Origin of the sequence: Bacillus timonensis (genome assembly GCF_004799755.1) — a bacterium.
Taxonomy (GTDB): domain Bacteria; phylum Bacillota; class Bacilli; order Bacillales; family Bacillaceae_L; genus Ferdinandcohnia; species Ferdinandcohnia timonensis_A.
Genome location: NZ_SLUB01000023.1, coordinates 31581 through 54375, shown reverse-complemented (window position 1 = coordinate 54375; position 22795 = coordinate 31581). Strand labels below are relative to the sequence as shown.

Annotated in this window: 23 protein-coding genes; 6 read left to right on the top strand and 17 right to left on the bottom strand. The window is 36.5% G+C overall.

Going from position 1 to position 22795, the window contains the following annotated elements; genetic code table 11:
- Positions 1-356: 356 nt before the first annotated feature.
- Entirely contained in the window at positions 357-671 is a 315-nt protein-coding gene (locus tag E1I69_RS13490; RefSeq protein WP_161974899.1) for a type I restriction endonuclease, read from the bottom strand.
- Positions 672-1064: 393 nt separating this feature from the next.
- Here E1I69_RS13490 and E1I69_RS13485 point away from each other — a divergent pair, with 393 nt between their 5' ends.
- Positions 1065-2204: a DNA cytosine methyltransferase gene (locus E1I69_RS13485; protein WP_136380103.1), complete on the top strand. Its 1140-nt coding sequence runs from the start codon at positions 1065-1067 to the stop codon at positions 2202-2204.
- 45 nt (positions 2205-2249) lie between these two features.
- Positions 2250-3002, top strand: coding sequence for a PmeII family type II restriction endonuclease (locus E1I69_RS13480; protein WP_161974898.1), 753 nt, complete (start codon positions 2250-2252; stop codon positions 3000-3002).
- A gap of 150 nt (positions 3003-3152) precedes the next feature.
- Here the strand turns inward: E1I69_RS13480 and istB are convergent, their stop codons facing one another.
- Together istB and istA are read right to left on the bottom strand one after the other, a co-directional pair.
- A complete protein-coding gene (gene istB / locus E1I69_RS13475) occupies positions 3153-3878 on the bottom strand; it encodes an IS21-like element helper ATPase IstB (protein WP_136380101.1) in 726 nt (241 codons plus the stop codon).
- The gene (gene istA / locus E1I69_RS13470) at positions 3878-5287 is read right to left on the bottom strand and encodes an IS21 family transposase (RefSeq protein WP_136380100.1); all 1410 of its coding nucleotides are present in this window, start codon (positions 5285-5287) and stop codon (positions 3878-3880) included. The genes istB and istA overlap by 1 nt, the downstream gene beginning before the upstream one ends.
- Positions 5288-5344: 57 nt before the next feature.
- On the opposite strand from istA, the gene E1I69_RS13465 reads away from it, so the two are divergent.
- Positions 5345-5995 carry a hypothetical protein gene (locus E1I69_RS13465; protein ID WP_161974897.1) on the top strand — a complete coding sequence of 217 codons (651 nt, stop codon included), beginning with the start codon at positions 5345-5347 and terminating at the stop codon, positions 5993-5995.
- A 1428-nt stretch (positions 5996-7423) separates the two neighbouring features.
- On the opposite strand, the gene E1I69_RS13450 is transcribed toward E1I69_RS13465, so the two are convergent.
- From E1I69_RS13450 to E1I69_RS13420, 7 genes are all read right to left on the bottom strand, one after another.
- Complete coding sequence (locus E1I69_RS13450) at positions 7424-7831, bottom strand: hypothetical protein (RefSeq protein WP_136380098.1); 408 nt, start codon at positions 7829-7831, stop codon at positions 7424-7426.
- 77 nt (positions 7832-7908) lie between these two features.
- Positions 7909-8394, bottom strand: a complete 486-nt coding sequence (locus tag E1I69_RS13445; protein WP_136380097.1) for a GyrI-like domain-containing protein — start codon at positions 8392-8394, stop codon at positions 7909-7911.
- A 299-nt stretch (positions 8395-8693) separates the two neighbouring features.
- The gene (locus E1I69_RS13440) at positions 8694-9065 is read right to left on the bottom strand and encodes a nucleotide excision repair endonuclease (protein WP_136380096.1); all 372 of its coding nucleotides are present in this window, start codon (positions 9063-9065) and stop codon (positions 8694-8696) included.
- Between the two features lie 70 nt (positions 9066-9135).
- Entirely contained in the window at positions 9136-9747 is a 612-nt protein-coding gene (locus E1I69_RS13435) for a branched-chain amino acid aminotransferase (RefSeq protein WP_136380095.1), read from the bottom strand.
- 89 nt (positions 9748-9836) lie between these two features.
- On the bottom strand, positions 9837-11114 hold the full coding sequence (locus E1I69_RS13430) for a DEAD/DEAH box helicase (protein WP_136380094.1): 1278 nt from the start codon (positions 11112-11114) through the stop codon (positions 9837-9839).
- A 339-nt stretch (positions 11115-11453) separates the two neighbouring features.
- Positions 11454-12059: a YdcF family protein gene (locus E1I69_RS13425; RefSeq protein ID WP_136380093.1), complete on the bottom strand. Its 606-nt coding sequence runs from the start codon at positions 12057-12059 to the stop codon at positions 11454-11456.
- A 224-nt stretch (positions 12060-12283) separates the two neighbouring features.
- Complete coding sequence (locus tag E1I69_RS13420) at positions 12284-13480, bottom strand: MFS transporter (protein ID WP_136380092.1); 1197 nt, start codon at positions 13478-13480, stop codon at positions 12284-12286.
- Positions 13481-13938: 458 nt separating this feature from the next.
- Here E1I69_RS13420 and E1I69_RS13415 point away from each other — a divergent pair, with 458 nt between their 5' ends.
- Positions 13939-14244, top strand: coding sequence for a hypothetical protein (locus E1I69_RS13415; protein WP_136380091.1), 306 nt, complete (start codon positions 13939-13941; stop codon positions 14242-14244).
- A gap of 282 nt (positions 14245-14526) precedes the next feature.
- Positions 14527-14925 carry a hypothetical protein gene (locus E1I69_RS13410; protein WP_242634597.1) on the top strand — a complete coding sequence of 133 codons (399 nt, stop codon included), beginning with the start codon at positions 14527-14529 and terminating at the stop codon, positions 14923-14925.
- A 292-nt stretch (positions 14926-15217) separates the two neighbouring features.
- Here the strand turns inward: E1I69_RS13410 and E1I69_RS24980 are convergent, their stop codons facing one another.
- The 7 genes from E1I69_RS24980 to E1I69_RS13375 all read right to left on the bottom strand — a co-directional run bounded on the left by E1I69_RS24980 (position 15218) and on the right by E1I69_RS13375 (position 21271).
- Entirely contained in the window at positions 15218-16327 is a 1110-nt protein-coding gene (locus E1I69_RS24980; RefSeq protein WP_242634596.1) for a DUF6946 family protein, read from the bottom strand.
- 156 nt (positions 16328-16483) lie between these two features.
- Entirely contained in the window at positions 16484-16966 is a 483-nt protein-coding gene (locus tag E1I69_RS13400) for a hypothetical protein (RefSeq protein WP_136380090.1), read from the bottom strand.
- Between the two features lie 60 nt (positions 16967-17026).
- Positions 17027-18064: a hypothetical protein gene (locus tag E1I69_RS13395; RefSeq protein ID WP_136380089.1), complete on the bottom strand. Its 1038-nt coding sequence runs from the start codon at positions 18062-18064 to the stop codon at positions 17027-17029.
- Between the two features lie 16 nt (positions 18065-18080).
- Entirely contained in the window at positions 18081-18368 is a 288-nt protein-coding gene (locus tag E1I69_RS13390; protein WP_136380088.1) for a hypothetical protein, read from the bottom strand.
- A 74-nt stretch (positions 18369-18442) separates the two neighbouring features.
- Positions 18443-19927: an amidase family protein gene (locus E1I69_RS13385; RefSeq protein ID WP_136380087.1), complete on the bottom strand. Its 1485-nt coding sequence runs from the start codon at positions 19925-19927 to the stop codon at positions 18443-18445.
- Positions 19928-20222: 295 nt separating this feature from the next.
- Positions 20223-20456, bottom strand: a complete 234-nt coding sequence (locus tag E1I69_RS13380) for a hypothetical protein (protein ID WP_136380086.1) — start codon at positions 20454-20456, stop codon at positions 20223-20225.
- Between the two features lie 347 nt (positions 20457-20803).
- On the bottom strand, positions 20804-21271 hold the full coding sequence (locus tag E1I69_RS13375; RefSeq protein WP_136380085.1) for a hypothetical protein: 468 nt from the start codon (positions 21269-21271) through the stop codon (positions 20804-20806).
- 472 nt (positions 21272-21743) lie between these two features.
- Here E1I69_RS13375 and E1I69_RS13370 point away from each other — a divergent pair, with 472 nt between their 5' ends.
- Positions 21744-22586 (top strand): aldo/keto reductase, encoded by an 843-nt coding sequence (locus E1I69_RS13370; RefSeq protein WP_136380084.1) that lies wholly within the window; start codon positions 21744-21746, stop codon positions 22584-22586.
- Positions 22587-22795: the final 209 nt, after the last annotated feature.

The following is a 22795-nucleotide window of genomic DNA, read 5'->3' as shown; positions in this document are numbered from 1 at the left end:
CAAGCGCAGACCTATCAACAATGAATAATACACGTGTAAAACGATTGTGTTTTATTAGACGATAAATTAATCCATTATAGCCATTCTGCTTTTACCAGCGCTGGTAGCCATCGCGAATAAAATTTCTTTTTCCCTTTGATAATGCATTCTCAACGGATTTAATTGCAGTTTCTTGGTATGGGCGTAAGTTTAAAAATCAAGCGCTTCATCTTATAATTGCTCCGTAGCTTTCTCTAAGTCCTGTTTTAATAATTCTTTCAAACCACTAGGTGAATACCATGCCTTTAAGGGACGTGGATATTTTGTAGGCTTTCTTGCGTCTAAAAACCATATGCCAGACTTCTCTTCCAGCTGTTTTAAAAAAGTCCTACCATTAGTAGCAAATAAGAACGGTACAAAATAATCACCATAAGTTTTACAAAAATCTCATCATCATGTTGAACAACTAACCGTGCATAATTTTCCGCTTGTTCAATATCTGATAATATGTTCTTACTTTTCCTTTTTGCTTCAATTATTGCTACTAATTCTAGCCCAATAAACAAAGCATAATCTGCAAATCCTTTCTTTAAAGGCCACTCAGGAATTGCAATATTTCTACCCTTTTCTAGTCTTATACCTTTACCATACCGAAGTTTCTTTGTATCGCTGAAAAGAGGATTATTATTCATCTCGTACAATTCGTCACTAATAAGCTCGTATTTTATTGTATCCAATTCATCATGACGTAATTGATAGTAATGAAGATTATTAGATAAATACTGCTTTTTCAAATCATAAGAATAGAATACCATAGGGTAATCTTTAAGGATATTCCAAGTAAAAATGGAAATGTGAAACCATTCCCTTTCTACAAGTTTTGAAAAGTCATTGTTTTCAAGTTTTCTTACTTGTACATTGTTCCTAATGCAATGTTACCAGAAAGAACGTCCTTGGATCCCCCAACAAGGAACCTAATTTGGAACCTATCCTTTTAGATGGAAAATTAAATTACTGGACCGACTTGGAGATAAATGATATAATAAACCTATGAAAATAGTACAAGCATTAGTAGGTGTAAAAAAATGAAGAAAAAAGCTATATCATTATTTGCAGGTGCAGGTGGATTAGATATTGGTATAAAAAAAGCTGGATTTGACGTGAAACTTGCTGTTGAGATTGAACCAACTTATTGTGAAACTCTCCAAACCAATTTTCCTTACCTTACAGTAAAACAAGGAAATGTCATGGATTATTGTCGTGAACGTTTATACGAAGAAGCTGGTCTATCAGAAGACGAAGAATTAGACTTATTTATTGGTGGAAGTCCTTGTCAATCATTCTCCACTGCTGGGAAAAGACAAGCATTTGAAGACCCTAGAGGACAAGCCATGATAAAGTTTGCCGATCTAGTTCAAGAAGTTCAGCCAAAAGTTTTCTTACTTGAAAATGTTAGAGGACTGCTTTCATCAGCATTAAAGCACGTTCCAATAAACGAAAGAGGAAAAAGGCCGCTAGAACCTGACGAGCAACAAGGGAGTGCATTTCGTCACATACTAGAACATTTCGGTAACTATAAAGTGAGTGTTGAATTGTTAAATGCTGCGAATTATGGAGTGGCTCAAACCCGTGAACGTGTGTTTATTGTTGGAGTAAGAAATGATTTAAATACTGAATTTAAGTTTCCAGAGCCGACACATGATAAAAATGGTTCTGACGGAAAAAAACTATGGAGAACTGTCGGTGACGTGTTAAGTGAATTACAAATTGAAAAACATACTCATGTAAATTATTCAGCTGATCGGTTAAAATGGATGAAAATGATACCACAAGGTGGAGGAAATTGGAGAGATCTTCGCCAATTTGGTGAAGAAATTGTAAAAGAAGCTATGGGCGGGGCTTACAAGTCTGGGGGAGGTAAAGTAGGGTTTTTTAGACGTATCGACGTAAAAAAACCTGCACCAACCCTCCTTACTTCTCCAGCTCAAAAGAGTACAAATCTGGGACATCCCTATGAAGACCGTCCATTAAGTATCCAAGAATATCTGGCAATTCAAGAATTCCCAGAGGACTACTATGTTGCCGGAACTCTTACTCAACAATATACACAAATAGGAAATGCAGTTCCAACTCGTTTGGCTCAAGTATTAGGAGAGTCCATTCACGAAATGTTAGATAACATTGAAACTTCTGAACGAGAAATTGTAAAAGATATGGTAATATAGGATATGGGACATTTTTCCCGTATCTTATTTTTTTTGGAGGAAGACATGTACGGCGATAGTAGTATTAGAAAAATAGACGGTACAGATATCACACCCGAAATCCATGATATCATGATAAAGTATTTAAACAACGTATTTAAAAATTTACGAAATCTACACTTGGACGACTTGACTCCAAATCCCATCTTAATGAAATTGGTGGGGACGGCTGCTGAATTAAATTCGGCAAGTGAATTAGTTGAATATATGCTAAATGCACGGATTGAACGTTCAACTAGCACTGGATTTGGAAATACCATGCAAAAAATAGCTACTGCTTTTTGTGAAACAACTGGGGTAGGTGGAGCCGACATTTCAATAGTGAAGGAAAATGAATTTGGAGTACCTGTGCGTTGGTACATACAAATGAAATCTGGCCCAAATACGGTTAATAAAGATATTTGTGTTCAAATTAGTAGTGAATTACAATCGGCAATAAGACGAGCACCTGGTTCAGCTGGACTTTTGGGCATTGGATATGGCAAACCTGGTCGTGTAAGTGGAATCACTCAACAATATTTAAGTTTTGATTTTGAAGCTGGTCGTGATTTTTGGGAGTTTATTTCCAATGACTCTGAATGTTACAGAAAACTTTGGTCTCTAACCATTTTCATTGCTAATAATTTCGAAGATCGTGGAGGCCTTACTTTAAAGGAATTAATAGAAAAGAAACGTGAAGAACTTACTGCCCAGTTCATTGCAAAATATGGTCAGTCTGGCGAAAGAATGTGGAGTAACTTTTTAGAAGAAAATATGTAATTTCACTTTAGAAAAAAAACTAAAAGGAGTGAATATATGGCAAAGGATCAGGGGCAAATGTTTGACATTCAGGGGCATTGTATTTTGCAAGAAAAAAGTGCATAGTTGCGCAATAAATTTTGCAGAGTTTTGCCACCCAATTTTTTCAACTTATCTTGCCCGTGATAAAGCGTTCGATAATCTATAACTTCCACCATTAAAAGTTAATACGTGGGCATGATGAATTAAACGATCCACTAATGCAGCCGTTAGTCTAGAATCAATAAAAATCCGATTCCATTGACTAAATTCAAGATTAGAAGTGATTATCAGGCTTTTCTGTTCATACCAGTCAGCGATAAGCTGAAATAGTAGTTCTGAGCCTTCCTTGCTAAAAGGTAGATAACCCATTTCATCAAGAATGATTAATTCTACCTTTTCAAATTTCTTCCTAAAGGAAGGCAATTTATCCTGTTTCAGTGCTTGTTCCAATTGCTCGATAAGTGTGGATACACGATAGAACCTAACCTCATATCCCAATTCACATGCTTTTCTTCCTAATCCGGTTGCTAAATGTGATTTCCCAGTCCCAGGAGCCCCAATTAAAACTACATTTTGTTTCAGTTTGATAAAATCAAGGCTCATTAAACCATCCTTATCAATCTGTGTTGGAAATCTAATCCTCTCAGTCCATTCGTAATTACTTAAACTCTTCGAGTCTAAAAACCTGGCATTTTTAATTAAGCGTTGCACCTTTGCTTTTTCACGTAGTCTAAACTCTTCCTTAAATAATGCCTCTAAAAATTGGGAAGGAGATTCGAAAGGAATCGAATCATAAATTTCAGACACATAAGCGAGTCTTAAAGACTTACACATAGAACGGATTTGATCGCTCATCATTGCTCACCTCCGGTAGGAGCCAATGCATCATACTCATTCCAATCTAACCCGAAGGGATTTTCGTTGTTACCGGAAATCAAATCATAAAATTCCTCATTTATTCTTTTTATATCATGTGTAACCAGTAAGTTTACTATTTCTATTAATCTTTCTTTCCTGACGACTAGATCTTCAACCATAAGATACTCATTAATGCGGCCTGGTAAGTATTTTTGATATCTTGAGTAAGAAACCGCTCTTGGTTTTCGAATCCAATCCTTGAAAATAGATAGCCATGGAATAGCTCTCTTCTTGTTCATATATGGCCTAAAATCTTCAAAAAGAATTTCTCCATCGGGTGATACAGCTTTATACTTATCCCAAGTCACTACAAAGTATATGAAAGGGTAATTTGATGCTTTCGGGATATGTATTAATGTATTATCTAGCTTTGCTTCATTATATTTATTAACTTTTGCTTCAATCTCTTTAAAAACTGGATAGTCCTCCTCAGGTAACTCAAGCAAATAGTTCCTCTCATCATTCCAAAGATCTTCGATCAAAACTTCTTTCTCATAGTGAAGTCTTTGGCGGTCTTTTTCCAATTGAACACGAAGTGTTTCTGTAAAATCCTCATAACTATTCATAACTGGTGATGTTGTAAAGAAGTTGTATCGAATATATCCTACCTTATTTTCAACGCTTCCTTTTTCATTACCTTTACGTGGATTACAAACTTGCACTTCAAATCCATAATGATTTTGGAATTGGATAAAGGCATCCGTTAGCTGAGCCTCTTCGGTTTTGGATCTGACCTTCTTAACGGCTGGAGTTAAATTGTCAATCCGAATTTTTCTAGGAACTCCTCCTGATTGCTTAAATAAAAGTTTCAACCCTTCAAGAAAGCATTCCTGATTCTCAGATGGCAATGGTACAGCAAATCCAGCATTACTGTAAGGATACGACATTACTAACACATGAGTATCCACAAACTCACCATCTTTAACAACTTCCATTACACCAAAATCTACTTGAGCTTCACTTGGGGGATGTTCTAATCGTTCATGTCCTTTATCGAGCTCCTCATTATGACTATTCTCCCAATCTGTTATGAAGTAACATACTGTTCTATATGAACCTTCAAATCCAAGCTCCTGAAGATCTTTAAATATCTGCTTTTTTGTTCTTCGTAATTTTTTCTTTAATTTACTATCTTCAAAAAGCCAATCTGAAACGATTTCCCCCCATTTTTCAGAATGCATCATACCTTTAGATTTCTTTATCTTTGATTTAGGTAATTGAACTTCGTCAGCATACTTCTTAGCTGTCCTCCAATTAATCCCTAAAGTTTCCTTGATTTTTGTTATTGATAATCCTTTTTTGTTACGTAAGTGTTTGATACAATTAATATCAGACATTGCTAGCATCCTTTCTACCTCCACTACAATAAATTGCTCGACACAATTAATGTAGTGTGACTTGGGGTGACTGGCAAGTCTTTTTTTATGCACTCATTAAATAAAGTGCAGCACTCTGCATTTTTCTGTTGCAAAGCTCTGCACTTTTATTTTGCAATAAACAGGCATTTAATAACAAAAATTGATTTACAGAATAAAGGTACTTGGTGTACTCATGGAGAAGATAAAGAAAAAGTTTTTGTTGATAAATATGGTCACCAGTTAGGGTTAATTATTAATCCTAAAAAGGAAACTAATAAATATGCTCCAGACCTATCTAATTTTTTAGAATCAGAATTAGCAGATTTAAAAACCCAAAACACACCTTTTTTTAGTGCTCAATGGAAATATGGATATAATCCGCAGTATACCGTAACTTTCAACAAGAATGATGCGGATAGATATAGGGAATATTATCCTGATTTAGTCATTTATTTTTGGGTTGATTGGGTAGCGATTAGATACTTTAAGAAAAGTAAATCACAGCGGTATCCTGATACCAATATAAAAGTTGTACCTATGACAGGAGTATGGAAAGTTGCCTTTAAAGATTTAGATGAAATCATTAAAAATTCTCCACTCCATGAGTATGAGGAAAGGGTGGGCGACGACCAAGGAAATGCAAAGGAAAGCTATTTAATAGACTTAAATAATAGCAAAATAACAAAAGTAATTTAATTCTTCTTTTGTATAATACAACTAAGGACGTTTTCAATTATGGTAACGTCCTTACTTTTTTTATAGAAGTTCACAAGGAATTCATTACTTTCTTAAAGGGTGTTAAATACATTTGTCCAATAGTTCAATGTAAAGGGGGGTACGTAAATGATAACAAAGAACGGTCGCCCTCATAAAAGAAGCTTACGGTATTTTTTATAAAATTGAAAACCGTATGAGGTTATTTGCAAGGAACCAAATAGAAAAAGAATATGGTGAACATTGGCAATTTATTATTTCAACTAAGATTAGAAGTTCTTATACTACAACTAAGTTTGAACAATTACACTATCACCAATTATTAAGTTTTTATAAGGTTTTCCTAACTTTGACCACTTCAATTCCCTCAAATCTATATCCTCGTCTTTTTCAATTAACCCCAACAAGAAATAATATAGCTCACAACCATTTAATTTTCGAAAAATAAACTACTGAAATGATTGAAAAGGTCTTAAAAATTACATAAGAAAATAACCGAAAAAAATCAATCTAATTCTGATCAATCTTCCTAACCTTATTTATCTTTTTACCGAAATCATAAGGTTGGCTGTATATAACTTTACCACATGAAAGACACACCACGTCACAAAGACGGTCGTAGTTGATTTTATCTTTCAGGTTTTCTGGGTATTTTTCAATTCTAATCACTGACAATACCCCACCACATTCACATAACATAATTATCACCTATCTTTAACGATTAATAGTTCCAAAAAGGAGCAGTTACTGATCTTGTTAAAGTATACCTATCCCCTTTAGATTTATTACATTTCACACACAATAATTGGAAAGCATCATTAGTTCTATATAAATTCAGTGGAATGATATGGTCAAAGTTTTTTGTGTTTTGTGTCTTTAAGATATTAGAAAGGTCACAACGGTAATCCTTATTTGACTGTCCCCATATCTCTATAAGTTATTGCATTTTTAGCCAAGTTGGAAAATAGTTCTTTTTATACGGTACTTTTTAGTCACATAACTAGGATAGGCTTCCTTTATTTCGTCCATGTACTCCTCAAAAAATTCAGCAAGTTCTAGGAATTTATGGTCTGAACCCATGCACAGTAATGATTTAATGCACTGAGGCTTAGGCCCTCATCTTTGTACTTATGTGTCACTGGTCTCATATGTATCTATTGTATATCAAACTGTTATGTTTCTCATCTCTCACTGGTTCAACCAGTAATTAAACTAAAAACCCGTTCATACGCATCATATATTTTATTTGCCTCTTCAGGTTGTTTGAACTCTTCTTGATATTGACCGACAAACAAATCTAATTCACGAAAATCAATAAGTATATTAACCAAAACTTTTGGAATTTCTTCCCACGAATAAATCTTATCGATAATATCGGATAATTCCTGATAGATTTTTTCAAATTGGTGTTCATCCAGTCCCTTGCCATTTTGAAATTTTTTCGAAAAAATTTCCGTTTTCGTTAATTTTCTCAATCAACCTGGCAATCACTATGGCTTTTTTGGGTTCTATTTCACCCTTCTCTTTCGTACATCTTTGAATCAGCTTTTTGGTATTTTCGGCTGCTTGCTTTATCCGGACTGATTCTTCATCACCATAAATCAATGAAAAGTTGTACAGTTCATCGTATAGTCCAACTAAAGTATGGACGACTTCTCCCGGAATACTTGTACGACTCTCCCATTCATCCGCACAGACGGTGAGTGCCTTCACTAACTTTTCATATTCTTTTTCTTGGAAACCTTTTCCCATTCGTAGCTCTACGAGTAAATTTATTTCTGACTGTTCAAAGACGTCTATGATCTCTTTGTCTTTCACAATCTCACTCTCCTCTGAAAAAGTCTTGGAAAAACGAGGGGGCGGTTACCGCGTTTCAAGGTGATCGTTGAGTCGATTTACTTTTTAACAATCGGTATAAAAATATCAAAGTGTGGATCACTAGGGTCGCGTTCCAATGGATAATGTTCATGTTTTATTGGCATATATGGATCATAGTAAACTACATCTGGTTCCCTATATGCGGTATAATCACTATCAAATAACCATTCATGTAGATCCGTATAAGTCTTTTGTATATCCTCCCCTTTGTGATGTGTTGTCTTCACATAAGTCAATTGAGGAACCTTTATTTCAACCATCCCATCAGGAATTTCCTGACTATCACTTACTTCATATACTGCATAATGCGCGAATCCATTTTCAATTACATGATAAGATAATCCTAATTGAACATGAGGGTTCAGCTTGTCATCTAACTCATCGGCACGTTCTTCCATTTTCCGAATCACGTTTTTTAAATTCGGTACAATCTCTGAGAATGTCCCCTCCCACTTTAATCCTACTGCCCGATAGCCAGGTAATGTAATAATTTCATAGCTCACATTATTTCCTCCATCTCATTAAAAGTGTCGTAGTTTCCTAGTTTGCAGTTTTCATTAACTTTGGTGCCCATCTACAAATTATTTTATCATCTTCCATAACCCAATACACATTGAAAAATGGGGGTACAATTCAGCATTTTAAGGTGAAACGTTGGAGCCATTCCTCTGTTCTTCAAAAGACTTAATTTCCGTCACAGCGACCACTCGAAGATTGTCGAATTTTAAATTTTTTACCTAACAAAAGAACCAGACCCCAAACGGTAAATGACTACCGCACTGGGGACTGGCACCTATATTTTTTAATAAAACACTTTATCCACGTTGTATTTGGATCGGAGTTTATTTATGATGTAAGTTTCATAAATTTCGCGTTCCATTGGGTCTTCTACGATGCAAATATCGATTTTATACACTTCGTCTCTGTGCATTTTAATCGGAGATACCGTATCTTCAAAATGCTTTTTAATTCTTTGACGCAGTTTCCGCGCTTTCCCAACAAAAAGAAGCTCATCATTTTTATTGAAAAATAAGAAAATACCACCTTTATCTCTCGGTATTAGATGGAAGTCAATAAATCCATGAATATCCTTGATTACTGGTTCATTTTCTTTTGGAATTTGTTTCCGTTCTGTAATTGTAAGATCTGGAGTAGGTATGCTAATTTTTATCATGTTCAATCACGTCCCTTTTCTGTATAGAGGTAAATGGTATCATATATAGGATGGAATTGCGATTTTACAGTTAACTTACGTCCATGCTTCTTTCTTCCGTTCTCTCTACCAATTTAAATAAGAATCGATAAATTAGCCGATATGCTTCCTCTAATGACATCTCCTCTTTGAACCCCTCCACATAATTCAAAGCGAAATTCAAGTCCCATAAGCCATCACCTTGATTAAACATCAATTCAAATTTTGCTTCATCTCCAAGTAACTCTTTTCTTAGGTTTTCTTTAAGAGTAGCCTCAAACTTTTTCTTTAGCTTCAATCCTACCATGACGTCGTATGTTCCAAATACATCATTCACTTCAAACGCAATTGCATCAACGCCGATTAGTTCCAACCAATTTGATTCCAAGTATAGAAATTCATTCTTGTGTTTTTGAAGGTAGTCAATCGGGTGTTCTAAAAATGAGAATGATTCTTTAGAGAGTGTTTCTTCTGTTTCTTTATCACATCTTTCAATGTAAGCTTCAAGGAAACGTGTAGTCGGATCTTTTTCTATTAAGGTAACGTCATCTGAGATCAATTTATATTTTTCAATGTACTCTTTTTCTTCTTGATATAATGCGATTTGTTGCTCTTTACTCATCAACTCTGATGAAATGAATTTTTTCATTTGTTTATGTAACATGGGTGTAGCCTCCTGAATTTGGTGCCTTTCCCCGGTAGACTAGAGCGTCATTCCAGAGGTAAGGAAGTCCATTATGTATCAATTCCTCTTTATCGAGAACGTCTTTTACCTTTTGTTGAAGTGATTGAATTTCTTTTTGTTTGACTATTTGACGACCCTTTGCTTTTGTCTTTTCGATTTCCTTCAGGGCGCTTTGTTTTTTTTATTTGCTCGCTTCTTTCTTTCTGATAGTCCTCCCGATCAGGGATACTTACTCCTTTAATCACTTGTATTTCGAATTTTTGATGGATCCCTTTTTCAATCATTCGGAGGAACTCCAGATCCTTAGGTGCCACTAACGTAATGGCAACCCCATCGCCACCTGCACGGCCAGTTCGTCCAATCCGGTGAACATAGCTTTCAACATCCTGTGGAATATCATAGTTATAGACATGTGTTACCCCTTCTACATCAAGTCCCCGTGCAGCAACGTCTGTTGCAACTAAGAACTGCGTTTTCGCTTCACGAAATCGTTTCATCGCTTTTTCACGTTTGGACTGTGGTAAATCACCATGCAGTTCATCTGATTCATACCCGTTGGCAACCAATGCATCATGAAGCTTTTTAGCTCGTATTTTTGTTCGACAGAAGATAATCGCTAAAAAGGGACGATGCTCTTCGATTAAATGCAATAAAGTGGCCTGTTTTCTGCGGTCCGTTGTTTCAATCACAACTTGTTTAATTTCTTCGACCGTGACTTTTTTTGCTTTCACTTCTATGAACTCTGGCTCTACCATATATCTTTTGGCAAGAGATTGAATTTCTTTCGGCATTGTTGCAGAGAACAGCATAGTTTGTCTAGAAGGGAATGTTTCATGAATGATGTCATCTACCTCTGGAAGAAACCCCATAAGTAACATTTGGTCAGCTTCATCTATTACAAGCCTCTCAATCGTTGAAAGATCAATTGTTCCACGGCGAATATGATCGAGTAACCGACCAGGTGTTGCAACGACAATATGTTGAGCTCCTTTTAATTTTTTTAATTGATGCTCCACATCCTGACCACCATATACAGCTAACACATTGACCCCTTCTAGGTTCTCCATCATTTTCTTAATCTCTTTTGTGATTTGCTGAGCCAATTCTCTTGTTGGTGTTAAAATCAGGGCTTGAACATCGGGTTTGTGCACATCAATTTTTTCAAGAATGGGAAGAACAAAAGCCAATGTCTTTCCTGTTCCAGTTTGTGCTTTTGCAATTACATCCTTCCCCTCAAGCACGGATGGTATCGTCCGTTCTTGTATGGGAGTCGGTTCCACAATACCTAATGACTTTAATGTATGGTTAATCTCTTTTCGAATACCGAGTTGTAAAAAATTTAGCAATGCTCATCACTTCTCTTTTCTTATCGGAATGCCAGTTTGTTTGTTCGTAGGCTTATTTACTATAGCATATTGGTTAGTATTTACAGAGTGATTTGGAATATGTCACAGTGACGCCCCGAATTTTGTCGATGGGTCAGAGGGACAGGTTCCTTTACCCACCATAAATACCACTAAACTTTTCAAATATCGCCTGCTCTAGCTCAATACTTCCTTTTCCCTACTTATGCATAATCCTTTTCGCTGTACTTATAAAGTTTGTGGTATTTCCTCATAATAAAGGGAACTTCCAATTATTAAAGTTCCCCTTGCTTCTATTCTATACCTTTTATGTGTGCGATTTTACAAATCTACTTTCATGTCACGCAATGCACCTTGTTTAACGTATTTTATTAGTTTTGCAGACTCATCTCGAACACGTTTTCTTCCTAATTCGGTTAAAAACCAGTTATCCTTACTGGTGAAAGTATCATCAGCAGGACATAACGTGTAGGTGATCCAACTAGGCATATATGTTTGTAATGTCAGATGTAATCGTTTCATATGGTAAGATGTCGTTACTACCAAAATTCGTTTTATCCTATATAGGTGAAATTCTCTGTTTAATACGAATAGAGAGGCTAATACATTTTCTAGTGTGTGCAATGACTGATCCTCTATAAGTATATCTTTTTCGGAAACACCTAACACTATGGCTTCTTTTTTCATCGAATCTGCTTCTGAGTCATCACTTCCCTTCCACTTCACACCACCTGAAAACAATATTTTACTGGCTCTGCCTTGCTTATAGAATTCTACTGCTTTTGGTACACGATATTTAACGGCCTTACTGCTACCTGCCACCAATATACAATCTCCGTTCGCGAGATCATCTTCAATATCCGAAAATAAAAGCTTGGTCAGTTGAGCGTCTGAGAGTTTTTCAACTTCTAACTCAGACAGATACATTTAAATGTTTCCCCCCTTTACATATTTATCCTTTCTAAAATATACCACATTTTGGAAGTTTGACAGTATGTACAAATGTATCAAAAAAAGCAATCCCATTAAATAGACTACTTCCATTTTTAAGTATCAAATAAAAAGTGCCTGACCCCCAACACAGTAAAGCATTACCGGGCTGAGGGTCAGGCACCAGAATTAGGTAGAACAGCCGAACCGTCCGTGTTTTACTAACTAGCCTTTGTATACGATTTTTGATTGGCCGCTTTATTCCCATGCAGAGAAAAATATAAAAAGATACACAAAAAAAGGATAATGGCTAATGCTAAATACAATCCACGAAAACCTAACATTGGAACAATGGCACCTAACAAGAATGGGCCAATGCCAACCCCAAAATCACAAAAAATTAGAAAAGTAGATGTTGCGAGTCCTACCCGGTGCTTTGGCGATTCTTTAATGGCAATGGCTTGAAAGCAAGACTGCATCGTTCCAAAGCCAAGTGCAATGAACACACTTGATACGAGAAAGGTGAAGCTATTGTTTGATTGACTTAGAATCAATAAACCCATTGCGTATGAAATGATGGATGGATATACTACTAAGTTATCTCCTTTTTTATCTAGTAATTTACCAGTGAGTGGCCTTGAGATCAAAAGAACGATTGAATAGACTAAAAAGAAGAAACTTGCTGCTTCTAGTAAGTTGATTTCAGTTGCATAAGGAGTCATAAAAGTTAAGATTCCTGAATAAACAAATCCCATAATTGCAATCATTAATGACATCGGGACGGCCTTTTTTTCAAAGAAATTTGATAGTTTAAACCCCTTCAAGGAATTACGCTGCTCCTCCGTCATGACTGACCGTGGGATCCTTAAAAATAATGGGATGACTAAGCTCACAATTGACATAAGGGTACATACAATAAAAATCATAGTGAAGCCTGCGTGTTGGTTAATAAATAGGCCAAGGAACGGGCCAATCGATGTGGCTAATGTATGGTTCAAGAAAAAGTAACCAATTCCTTCCCCTCGGCGTTCTTTTGGGATAATATCGATTACGATAGTGGCTAATGCTGTTGTAGATATTCCGAATGCCACTCCATGAATGAAGCGAACCAACAGTAATAGATACATATTTGTGATGTTAAAATAGAGCAGAGTGGGTACAAAAAACAAAAGAACCCCTACTAATAGTACTTTTTTTCGACCAATTGTATCGAGATACCTCCCCGTAAAAACCCGAGAAAGGACAGCTCCAATGACAAAGATACTAGCAGCAAGACCAGCCATACTTTCTGAAGCATTAAATTGTTGAATGGCATAAACAGCCATGGTTGTTACTAATAAGAAATAGACCAATGCAATGAAAAAGGACGTGAAAAACATAATGATAAAGTCTTTCGTCCAAAGTTTTGATTGTTTCAACCTTCCTGCCTCCGAATCTGCGATATGTTCATGATAGATGCAATAATGGTACCAGACTTCTTTCTCCTTTTTTAATTACTAATGTTCACATAAACGATCTACTATTTGCCTCTAAATAAACCTTTTAAAATAAGTATATATGAAAAAACCAAATTAGTAATCGTTTTATACTATCTCACAGCTTACTAAACTGTGGCGCAACCATTACGACTTCACTTTTTTGTAGTTTTTCAGACACAAGGAATTTCTGCTCCTTATCTCCCTGATGCACATAAATCTTGGGGCTAAGGTCACCCCCAATAAAATATCGTGAATTTTGGTATTTAAATAAAAAAACTTTCATTCTCCATATTGATAAGCATAATTTCGATGTTCGTGCCCAATAGTCCAACCCTAGATTTCACCTTCCATTATTCAATATTCTCGTTTATACTCTTTTTAAGAGGGAGGTGAGTAATATGGAACAAGAAACAATCCTTAAAGAAATATTACAAGCATTTAAATTTTATTCTGAGAAAATCGATAGTAAGTTGGATATGATGAAGAATGATTTAGAATCCAAGATGGACAATATGAAGATAGAGTTGGAGTCTAACACAGACTCAGGTTTTGCCCACGTGGAAGAACGACTAGATAGATTGGAAAAGAAGCAAGACGGAATGCGAGTCGAGTTAAAAGAAAACAAAGAAACAACAGACTTTCTATTAAACAAAACTGCTCAACATAAGAGAAAACTTCATCAACTAATTAATCAGCAACTATAAAGTCCTCACAAGTTGCTATACTCCCAATACAATTCTATTTCTATAAATTCAATAAATAAAAAGGGCCTGACCCCCAACAAAGTAAAGCATTACCGCGCTGGGGGTCTGGCACCAGGAGAATGCAGTGTATCAGGGTGAAACGTTGGAACCGTCCCTCTGTTCTTACTCTGTTCTTAGTTGCTTTTTAGGTAAATATCCCTTTTCATGGATAGTCGCCCAATAACTTTCATGGGTAGTTGCATATGCTGTAGGGACAAAGATTTCATGAAAAGAGGAAAAGATATGAATTATCTATGGTATCAAACGAATCCAATGCCTTTTCCGTACCAACAGGATTATGGATATACGGAAATTATGCGTGAGTATAAGCATGGACATGGCGGTGATCATCATGGGCATCACGGTAAACCTGGAAATGGCGGTGGCCACGGTAAGCCAGGACATGGTGGCGGCCACGGTACACCAGTGTATGGTTCACATGGAGGTTTTCAAGGTGGGCTCCCACTTTTAGGTGGATTGGCAGGTGGGTTACTAGCAGGGGCATTGCTCAATTCCCCTAACGCCTATCCGTTTTCCCCATATCCTAACTATGGATACTATCCGGCGTACCCGCCAACACCATACCCACCTTACCAAAATTACCCGGGTTACCAGTACCCTCCGTACGGTGGAATCTACTAAAATATCCTTAAATCATCAACTGCAACAGAAGCTATTACAAGAAGGAACTTGTAATGGCTTTTTCTGTTTGTCTTGAAAACTGAGGGCAGCCCCAAATAAAAAGAGCCTGACCCCCAACAAAGTAAAGCATTACCGCGCTGGGGTGCAGACACAAGTATTCCGAATCAAAGAAAAAAGGTGTTGATCAGTTAGAATCTCCTGAACAACACCATTAACCTTTATAGGTACACCTTACATTATAAAATTTGTTCCTATAAACTTCACAACGAACATTAGAACCATCTCTCTGTTTTTACTTTTGCAGTCTCAACGCATAGGCTGTATCTATAAATCTAGTTATCTGCTCTAAACAATCTACCCACTCTAACCTTATGTACACCTCACCAGGAGTCAATCTACTTGAATCAGTATTTTCATACACATGGCCAAGTAATTCATCGACTTCCTGCTGCATCTTCTTTGCTGTTTCAGTGTGAAGTTTTTTTCCTAGATGAAGGACAAAGCATACTTTACGTGCTTCGGTTAATGTTGCAAATTTATAGGAACCTTTTTTACTTACATAACCTATACAATCTGTCCGAACCCCATTTTTATATTGCTGATGATAATCTTCAACATCGTCTTTATATGGGCTATTTAGATAAATATAATCATCGATTTCCTTTGCTAACACTCTAGCTTTTTCTGTTTTGAACATGCTAAAGAAGTACTCTTTTGTCTTCAAAACAGCCTCACCAGTTACCCATCCAAAAAATAGATTTATTCCGCTTATTTGGACTGGTCCAACAACCAAGTCTTTCTTCGGTAATAAGTTAAACAGTCCTACAAACTCGGCGTAGTCTTCATACCATTTTCCGGTCTCACTAAACGAATGAACAAGCATAAGAGCATTTTTCGCATTCACATTTTTAGCTTCAAGTATTGCGGAAGCAGCCCTATGTATTAATTGGTATCTCATATTTAGTACACTATCTTCATGTAAATCTAAAGCAGTAAGTAGGTATTTCAATCTTTTTCTCTTACCGTTACTTGGATTGTCTCCCAACCAAGACTTCACTGTTTGTCCAAAGGGTTCTGAAACCTTTCCTTCCACCATAATTGGCAGAAGTTCATTTTCATTATTTGCCTTTGCAAGCACATAAAGATCATTTTGCGAACTTGTACCTCCTCCTGGTAAAGGTACCTTATACTCCGGAAACCCATACAACACTTCTACATTGTTAAAAAGAGGCAATTGACTTTGCATAAACACCTCTTTAACACTAGGTGGTAAATTGTTAGCATCCTCCCAACAATTCGCCAATTCGTATGCAGAATACCCTTTTTTCCACTGTTTCTCTGGATCAGCAAGCAATTCTTTCCACGAGATTGCACCCTTAGAAGGAACAAAATATCTTCCCATTACACCACTCCTATATAAACTCTTTATTTTTTTCAAGCTTGATTTGTTTTTGGAGTAAATATTTCCCCAAAGTAAGTTTCGGTGTCTTAAAGGTTGTGTTACTTTTGTATCTATAAAGCGTATGCCTAAAAAATAAGTGAATTTTTATAAACTATTTTAGCCCCTGTTTAAACATTGTTTTAAAAGGAAGTCTGTATCTGTATTCGATAGTCTTCTATGCGACCTAGTAGAATTAGATATAACCTGCAGTTCCGTAAGATTCCCTTTAAATCTATCCTCGGCTATTTTTAAAGAAGTTAACTGTCCTGCTAGTGTCCGGTCAAAAGGAAGTGGAGATGTAAGTATTTTTGAGCGCTCTCTGCTTCCAAGAATGATAACATCGTCTACTTTAGAATCAGTGTTAAGTGTTCTAATTTCTGCAGAATTATCATTCTTATTTAAAATTTTCTCTACATAAAAATATGCCGTTATATATGCTTTCCTGTCAAAGGATGTATGAAAAAACACATAAGAACCAGGCTCCACAGTGTTTGAAATCTGACTTGCTCTACTTCCGCTATCTCCATATGTAAGAAATGTAAAATTTGGATCTACGTGATTATCTCCTCTAGAAATATATTTTATCAGCAAATTCTTCATAGTTTTCCCTCCCTTAATATGGCTATAAATACTACGTACACATAAAATAGTTTGCATCTGTTAGTTACTCAAAAAATACCTCACAACCCTCGTGGAACTCTTGCCACTCGGTGTATCTTTTATAATAGAATATTGATAGATTCCTAATGATTCCATTGCACCACAAACTGAAGGTAATCTATCTTTCAAGCCCATTGCTTTATGGATGTCCCCAGAACGTAAATCTAAGTAGTCTGCACCATTTTCATGCGCTTTATTTAATATAGTAATAATGTACCTACGGATTTCATCCGTTAAGCCCTTTTTCATTATTTTTAGCTCAGTAATAGTTTGGTAGATTTTATTATCCATGTATTCGTTTTTTTCTACGGCTTTATATTCTGCTGCAAATTCAGTTATTTTCTTTAATTCATCAATATTTTTATCAAGATTGTCCCTCATAAAGCCAACCTGCCAAAAGAACATGTCTATCAGCTTCATTGGCGTATAATCAATTCCGTCATTGCTAAAAATTGCTTTACTTGCTTCAAATTCCTCGATATTGTGATTATAAAAATCGATTAGTTCTCGTAATCCCGATTGATTAAATTGTATTCTAATACCAAACATCGCTAATGCTTCTTTAAAATATCTGTCATAAGCAGGAACATTACCATATACTCCAAGTAATATTTTTGATGCTAAAGTGTCCGTTACATTAATTATTGTTCGTTCCCCATTTATTTCGTATATATTATCTTGATAAGCGTTTTTTGTATCTCTTATTAATTCATCTATACCTTCAACAAGTGTTTGGTCTAATAATTTTGGAGAATTCGTATCAAAGTAAGGAAGAGTGTCTGCATTCATAACTACATTTCTTAAAAAGTATGAGTGAACTTTGTAATCCTTTTGTAGTAAAAATGAACTTCCCCTTAACATTCCCCAGCTTGCTAGATAAAAAGCGAGGTGTAAACAAGCATGGTCAAACACCTTTTCATCTTTTAGATTTTGATAATTTTGTGAGAAAAAGCTATAACAGTGTTCCCAAGATTTAAATCTATGATTCTTATCATTTTTAGAGAGTTCATGATACTTAGCAAGTGTTTCATAAATCATTACTCTATCTCCTTTTTTAATTTTGCGCCCCAAATTCATACCCGTATTTCTTGTTAATCTTTTCTGCAATGGTCTTTAAGAATGCTTCTACCGTCATACTTTCTACATCCCTTGTATACCAAGCTAGTTTTGCATCTTTATGCTGTCCATCATAGTTGACCTCTAATGGCCAGAATGTTTTCGTGGCATGTGTGTAGTCAAAATGAATATAAAGTTCCTTGCCTTGTGGGCATTCCAGAATAACCTTATATACCGGGTTTTTACCTTCTGTGTTTAACTTAACTTTTCTGATTTTTGCTAGCATCCTACTGCCCTCCCTTATCACCTTTACTCTTGTAAATCTCATTCGCCTTTTCTATAAATCTAATGATTTGCTTTTTAAAAACCAGGATTCTCTTTCACCTGAACCCAAGAATCTGTCTGTTCAAGTTGTCCTGCAAGCTGTAACAGAAGATCTTCACAGCCTCGTCTTGCCATAACTTGAACACCGCATGGGAGACCATCCTTTGTAAGATGCATAGGTAGTGTCATTGCGGGTTGACCAGTTAAGTTCGCAAGCTGGGTAAATGGGGTTCTCTCAAGGCTTTTGTTTGCCAATTGTTCAACAAAACCCGACTTTTTCAACATTCCTCCTAACCTTAGACCTCCTACAATTTTGATCAGTCCTTTTTCAAATGAAGTTTGATCAAGCTCACCTATCCTTGACGGGGGGTGAGCCGTAGTTGGTGTCAGGTAAAGGTCATAGTCGTCGTGAAAGTTTTCCATTTGGATAGCTGCCTCGTCCCAAAACTTCAGGCTTGCTAAAAATTCTTCGACTGATACCGCTTTTCCAAGCAAATTCAGCATCCAAGTTGCTGGTTCTACATCATTAAATGTGACCTTCCGTCCAATCCTGTCCTCTAGCGCAGTTAAGGTTGTCGCCACTTCTGCAAAATACAACATGAAATAGCTATTCGCTACTCTTTTTCCGTCTACTGGCGCTGCTATTTCAACAACGCTATGACCCATCTCTTCTAAGAGCTTTATCGCTTTATGTACTGCCTCCTTACACTCCTGATCAACCGTGGTTCCTATTGGAGAGTCTGTCGTAAATGCTATTTTTAGCGGAGTTGTTATAGGAGTTATCGATGCTTCTAAATAAGAACCATTAAAAAGGGGCGCCATAAACGCATTGGCCCGGTCCATTTGATAGTGGTCTAACATGGCCGCACTATCCCTAACAGACCGACTTAAAATATGATCGACTGATGCGCCCTGCCAGACCCGGCCTCGACCAGGACCAACTGGTGTGCGACCACGAGTTGGTTTTAAACCAAATAATCCACAAAAAGCACCAGGAATCCGAATCGAACCGCCTCCGTCATTTGCACCTGCAATTGGAACCATACCCGATGCCACTGCTGCTGCTGAACCTCCACTTGACCCACCTGGTGTATAATCCGGATTCCACGGATTTCTCGAAGGTCCATAATAAGCAGGCTCTGTGATTCCCATTAACGCAAACTCCGGAACATTTGTCTGTCCTAAAATCGTGACACCCGTATTCCGAATTTGACGAACAAATTCACTATCTTGATCTGCAAGAATGTTTTCCAAGAGTTTAGTACCACTTTTGAGTGGACGACCTTTTACTTCCTGATTAATACTCTTCGTTAAGAAAGGAACACCCGCAAAATTTCCTGTTGATTCGGCTTGAGCAACGTCCTCTGGATCATTGTAAAATGTATCAATAACAGCATTAAGTACACCATTTTTATTTTCAATTTCACGAATCGCTGCCTCCCGTACTTCTTCGGCCTTCACTTCTTTCTTTTGAATTAACTCGGCTAACCCCAACCCGTCATATTGCTTGTAATCAAACACCAACCATCGCCCCCTTTTGTTTTGCAAACGTTTTATATTTTTCTCACAGGTGTCCTAAAATTTCGGTACAACACTACCAAGTTCCCACTATTTACCTATTATCTTATCATTTTATCGTCTACAATTTTACGAAATCTTTTATGGATGTTAAAAAGAGCCAAAATACGCAAGTGGTGGTTAACAACCTGCGTCATTTTGGCTCTTTTCGTATGGTTGGAAAACACGGGAACGGTTCTGAGTTTCAAGGCGTAATGTTGGAACCGTTCCTCTGTTCTTATTCTTTGAGTATCAATACTTATCTCCCTTGTTTATGTAAATCCGATAATGTACGGCCAAATGCACCATATACACCAATAGCATCTGAAATCTCAAGAGCACTACGCTTTTTCTTTTTCCTTTGGACCTCTACTTCAGATCTGACTCGTTTTACTTTTTTTTCTGAATTTGATTGTGGCAAAGTAATCAAATGTACCACCTCTTCAGTATTTTTTGTATTTCTATCGTATCGCTTATTTCTATACTTGTCCAAAATTCTCCTCCTTTTTATGGAAAATGTTTAGAATTGTATTCCCGCTTTTCTACACTTTAAAATTATGAATGATTTAGGTAAATATGATGATTATCATTCATTGTTACCGAAAGTCATGTTTTTTATAAGATTGGCATAGTCTTCTCACTTTGCTTTAGCAGTGTAGCAAGTCTAAAAACCATCCATAGAAATCAAATGGAGGAGAAAATGGATGTAAGAAATTCATCTGTTCCTAAAAAAGCAAATGAAAAAAGAAAAAAAAATTTTCTCCGTTTCGTTACAGATTAAAACTAAATTGCTCTTCACTCCACACTTAATTAGAGTGGAGTCATCCAATATGTTTGCGCTCAATAATATCTCTTTATTTTCTCGTACAAGTACTGAACTCCGTATAATAAGTATGCTTTATAGTGTATGTAGATAAAAAATTGAAATCGACTTAACCGATTGAGGCTTATAATTTTAAGCTTTTTAAGAATATCCATGCCAAGAAAGGCAAAGATTCCATCTGCAATAACATTAAGGAGCACAAACTTTTTAAAGTTACCGTACGAAAATTTCAGTAACCACATGGAAAGTGGCATATAAGGCCCCACACTAAAAGGAAGTTCATCCTTTATAAATGATTTTGGTTTATCGAAAAACTTCCACCATTTCTTCTTGTGTCCATACAGATGATTAAGAATCTCAAAAAGAACAATAAAAACACCTGATACAGAATAACGTTTAAAATTTTGTTTTCCGATGAACAACAATGTTAACCACGGAATCATTATGACTAAGAAATTAAAGATTCGATGCCTTCTTGATGCCATTAGCCCATCCACCTTTTCGTCTTTTTCTACTACTTCAGGTTCGGTTCGCCCTAAGTTTTTCGTTATCCGTTTCTTTTCTCCTCACCGCTATTCCTAGCGCTAATTATGGAAGTACATACACGTCGGAAGTAAAACTGACCCTAAAAATACCCCAAACAGCTGAAATTGCTGAAGATGGGGCACTATGGGGCACATCTCATAATTGATAAATTCAATTCGTTAGGAATAATATTCCTCAAATATCCAGAATTTATGATTTGCATTTTCTAAATTCAATTGTGTAATTCCATAAGGAGTATTAAAGACGTATAATTTTCCTGATTGCAATGCCCACTTACTTTGTTTTAAAAACAAAGGAGAAGATATCATAATGAAACATTAATAGTGGCCCCCCCTCTTTTCCCAACCTCCAAAATAGAGGAATTTTCAAGATTGTGATAAAATTGCGATATTAATGGAGGGAGAGTGTTTTATGGAGATTAGAATTCCTGAGGTTACGTTAAATGATGGCTTACGTATTCCTGCGATCGGCTTTGGTACATACCCGCTTAAAGGAAATGATGGAGTAAATGCCATCGTCAGTGCGATTCATAATGGCTATCGTCTGATTGACTCAGCTTATAATTACGAAAACGAAGGAGCGGTAGGAGAAGCTGTTCGCCGTAGTTCTGTACCGAGACAAGAATTGCTTATTACGTCCAAACTTCCTGGTCGATATCACAATTACGACAAAGCAAAGGCAACTATTCAAGAATCGCTTTATCGAGCGAATCTTGATTATTATGATCTATACCTCATTCATTGGCCGAACCCTAGCAAAGATACATATGTAGAAGCTTGGCAGGCTCTGATTGATGCTAAAAAATGGGGACTGATTCGTTCAATTGGGGTTTGTAATTTCTTACCTGAACACTTAGACCGACTGGAAAAAGAGACCGGAGTCAAACCAAGCATTAACCAAATTGAGTTACATCCATTCTTTAACCAAGCGGAACAAAGAAAATATCATGAAGAAAAAAATATTGCAACAGAATCTTGGAGCCCATTCACTCGTGGAATTAAAGACTTAGAAAACGAAACACTTCGAACGATTGCTGCACATCATAAGAAGACGATTCCACAAATCGTTTTACGTTGGCATTATCAACTTGGAGCGATTTCAATTCCTAAGTCAGCCTCACCAGTTCGCCAAGTAGAGAACCTTTCTATTTTTGACTTTTCACTGGATGATGCAGAAATGGCTATGATTTCATCCTTAAGCCAGCCAGATGGAAGGATTGCCAATCAAGATCCTGCGGTTTATGAGGAATTTTAATTCGATTTCTCCTTCCTTGATGGAGGGTACCGTAGTTGGAGTTAGGTAAAGGTCATAGGCATCGAGAAAGCTTTCCGTTTGGATAGCTGCCTTGTCCCAAACTTTGGCTGTTATAGATTTTTCAAGTATATTTAGGAGTCTGGCCACCGTTGATAGTCACCTGTCTAATAACGGTAGCCTTACCCTAAATGCATACCGTGATGTTACTT

Coding starts and splice junctions, on each gene's coding strand:
- E1I69_RS13425 (WP_136380093.1), bottom strand. CDS start 12,059: ATGTATCTGTCTGAGTTAGAAGTTGAAAAACTCTCAGACGCTCAACTG.
- E1I69_RS24980 (WP_242634596.1), bottom strand. CDS start 16,327: ATGGGAAGATATTTTGTTCCTTCTAAGGGTGCAATCTCGTGGAAAGAA.
- istB (WP_136380101.1), bottom strand. CDS start 3,878: ATGAGCGATCAAATCCGTTCTATGTGTAAGTCTTTAAGACTCGCTTAT.
- E1I69_RS13390 (WP_136380088.1), bottom strand. CDS start 18,368: ATGCTAGCAAAAATCAGAAAAGTTAAGTTAAACACAGAAGGTAAAAAC.
- E1I69_RS13395 (WP_136380089.1), bottom strand. CDS start 18,064: ATGATTTATGAAACACTTGCTAAGTATCATGAACTCTCTAAAAATGAT.
- E1I69_RS13440 (WP_136380096.1), bottom strand. CDS start 9,065: ATGATAAAAATTAGCATACCTACTCCAGATCTTACAATTACAGAACGG.
- E1I69_RS13480 (WP_161974898.1), top strand. CDS start 2,250: ATGTACGGCGATAGTAGTATTAGAAAAATAGACGGTACAGATATCACA.
- E1I69_RS13490 (WP_161974899.1), bottom strand. CDS start 671: ATGAATAATAATCCTCTTTTCAGCGATACAAAGAAACTTCGGTATGGT.
- E1I69_RS13370 (WP_136380084.1), top strand. CDS start 21,744: ATGGAGATTAGAATTCCTGAGGTTACGTTAAATGATGGCTTACGTATT.
- istA (WP_136380100.1), bottom strand. CDS start 5,287: ATGCTAGCAATGTCTGATATTAATTGTATCAAACACTTACGTAACAAA.
- E1I69_RS13435 (WP_136380095.1), bottom strand. CDS start 9,747: ATGTTACATAAACAAATGAAAAAATTCATTTCATCAGAGTTGATGAGT.
- E1I69_RS13410 (WP_242634597.1), top strand. CDS start 14,527: ATGAATTATCTATGGTATCAAACGAATCCAATGCCTTTTCCGTACCAA.
- E1I69_RS13415 (WP_136380091.1), top strand. CDS start 13,939: ATGGAACAAGAAACAATCCTTAAAGAAATATTACAAGCATTTAAATTT.
- E1I69_RS13400 (WP_136380090.1), bottom strand. CDS start 16,966: ATGAAGAATTTGCTGATAAAATATATTTCTAGAGGAGATAATCACGTA.
- E1I69_RS13375 (WP_136380085.1), bottom strand. CDS start 21,271: ATGGCATCAAGAAGGCATCGAATCTTTAATTTCTTAGTCATAATGATT.
- E1I69_RS13485 (WP_136380103.1), top strand. CDS start 1,065: ATGAAGAAAAAAGCTATATCATTATTTGCAGGTGCAGGTGGATTAGAT.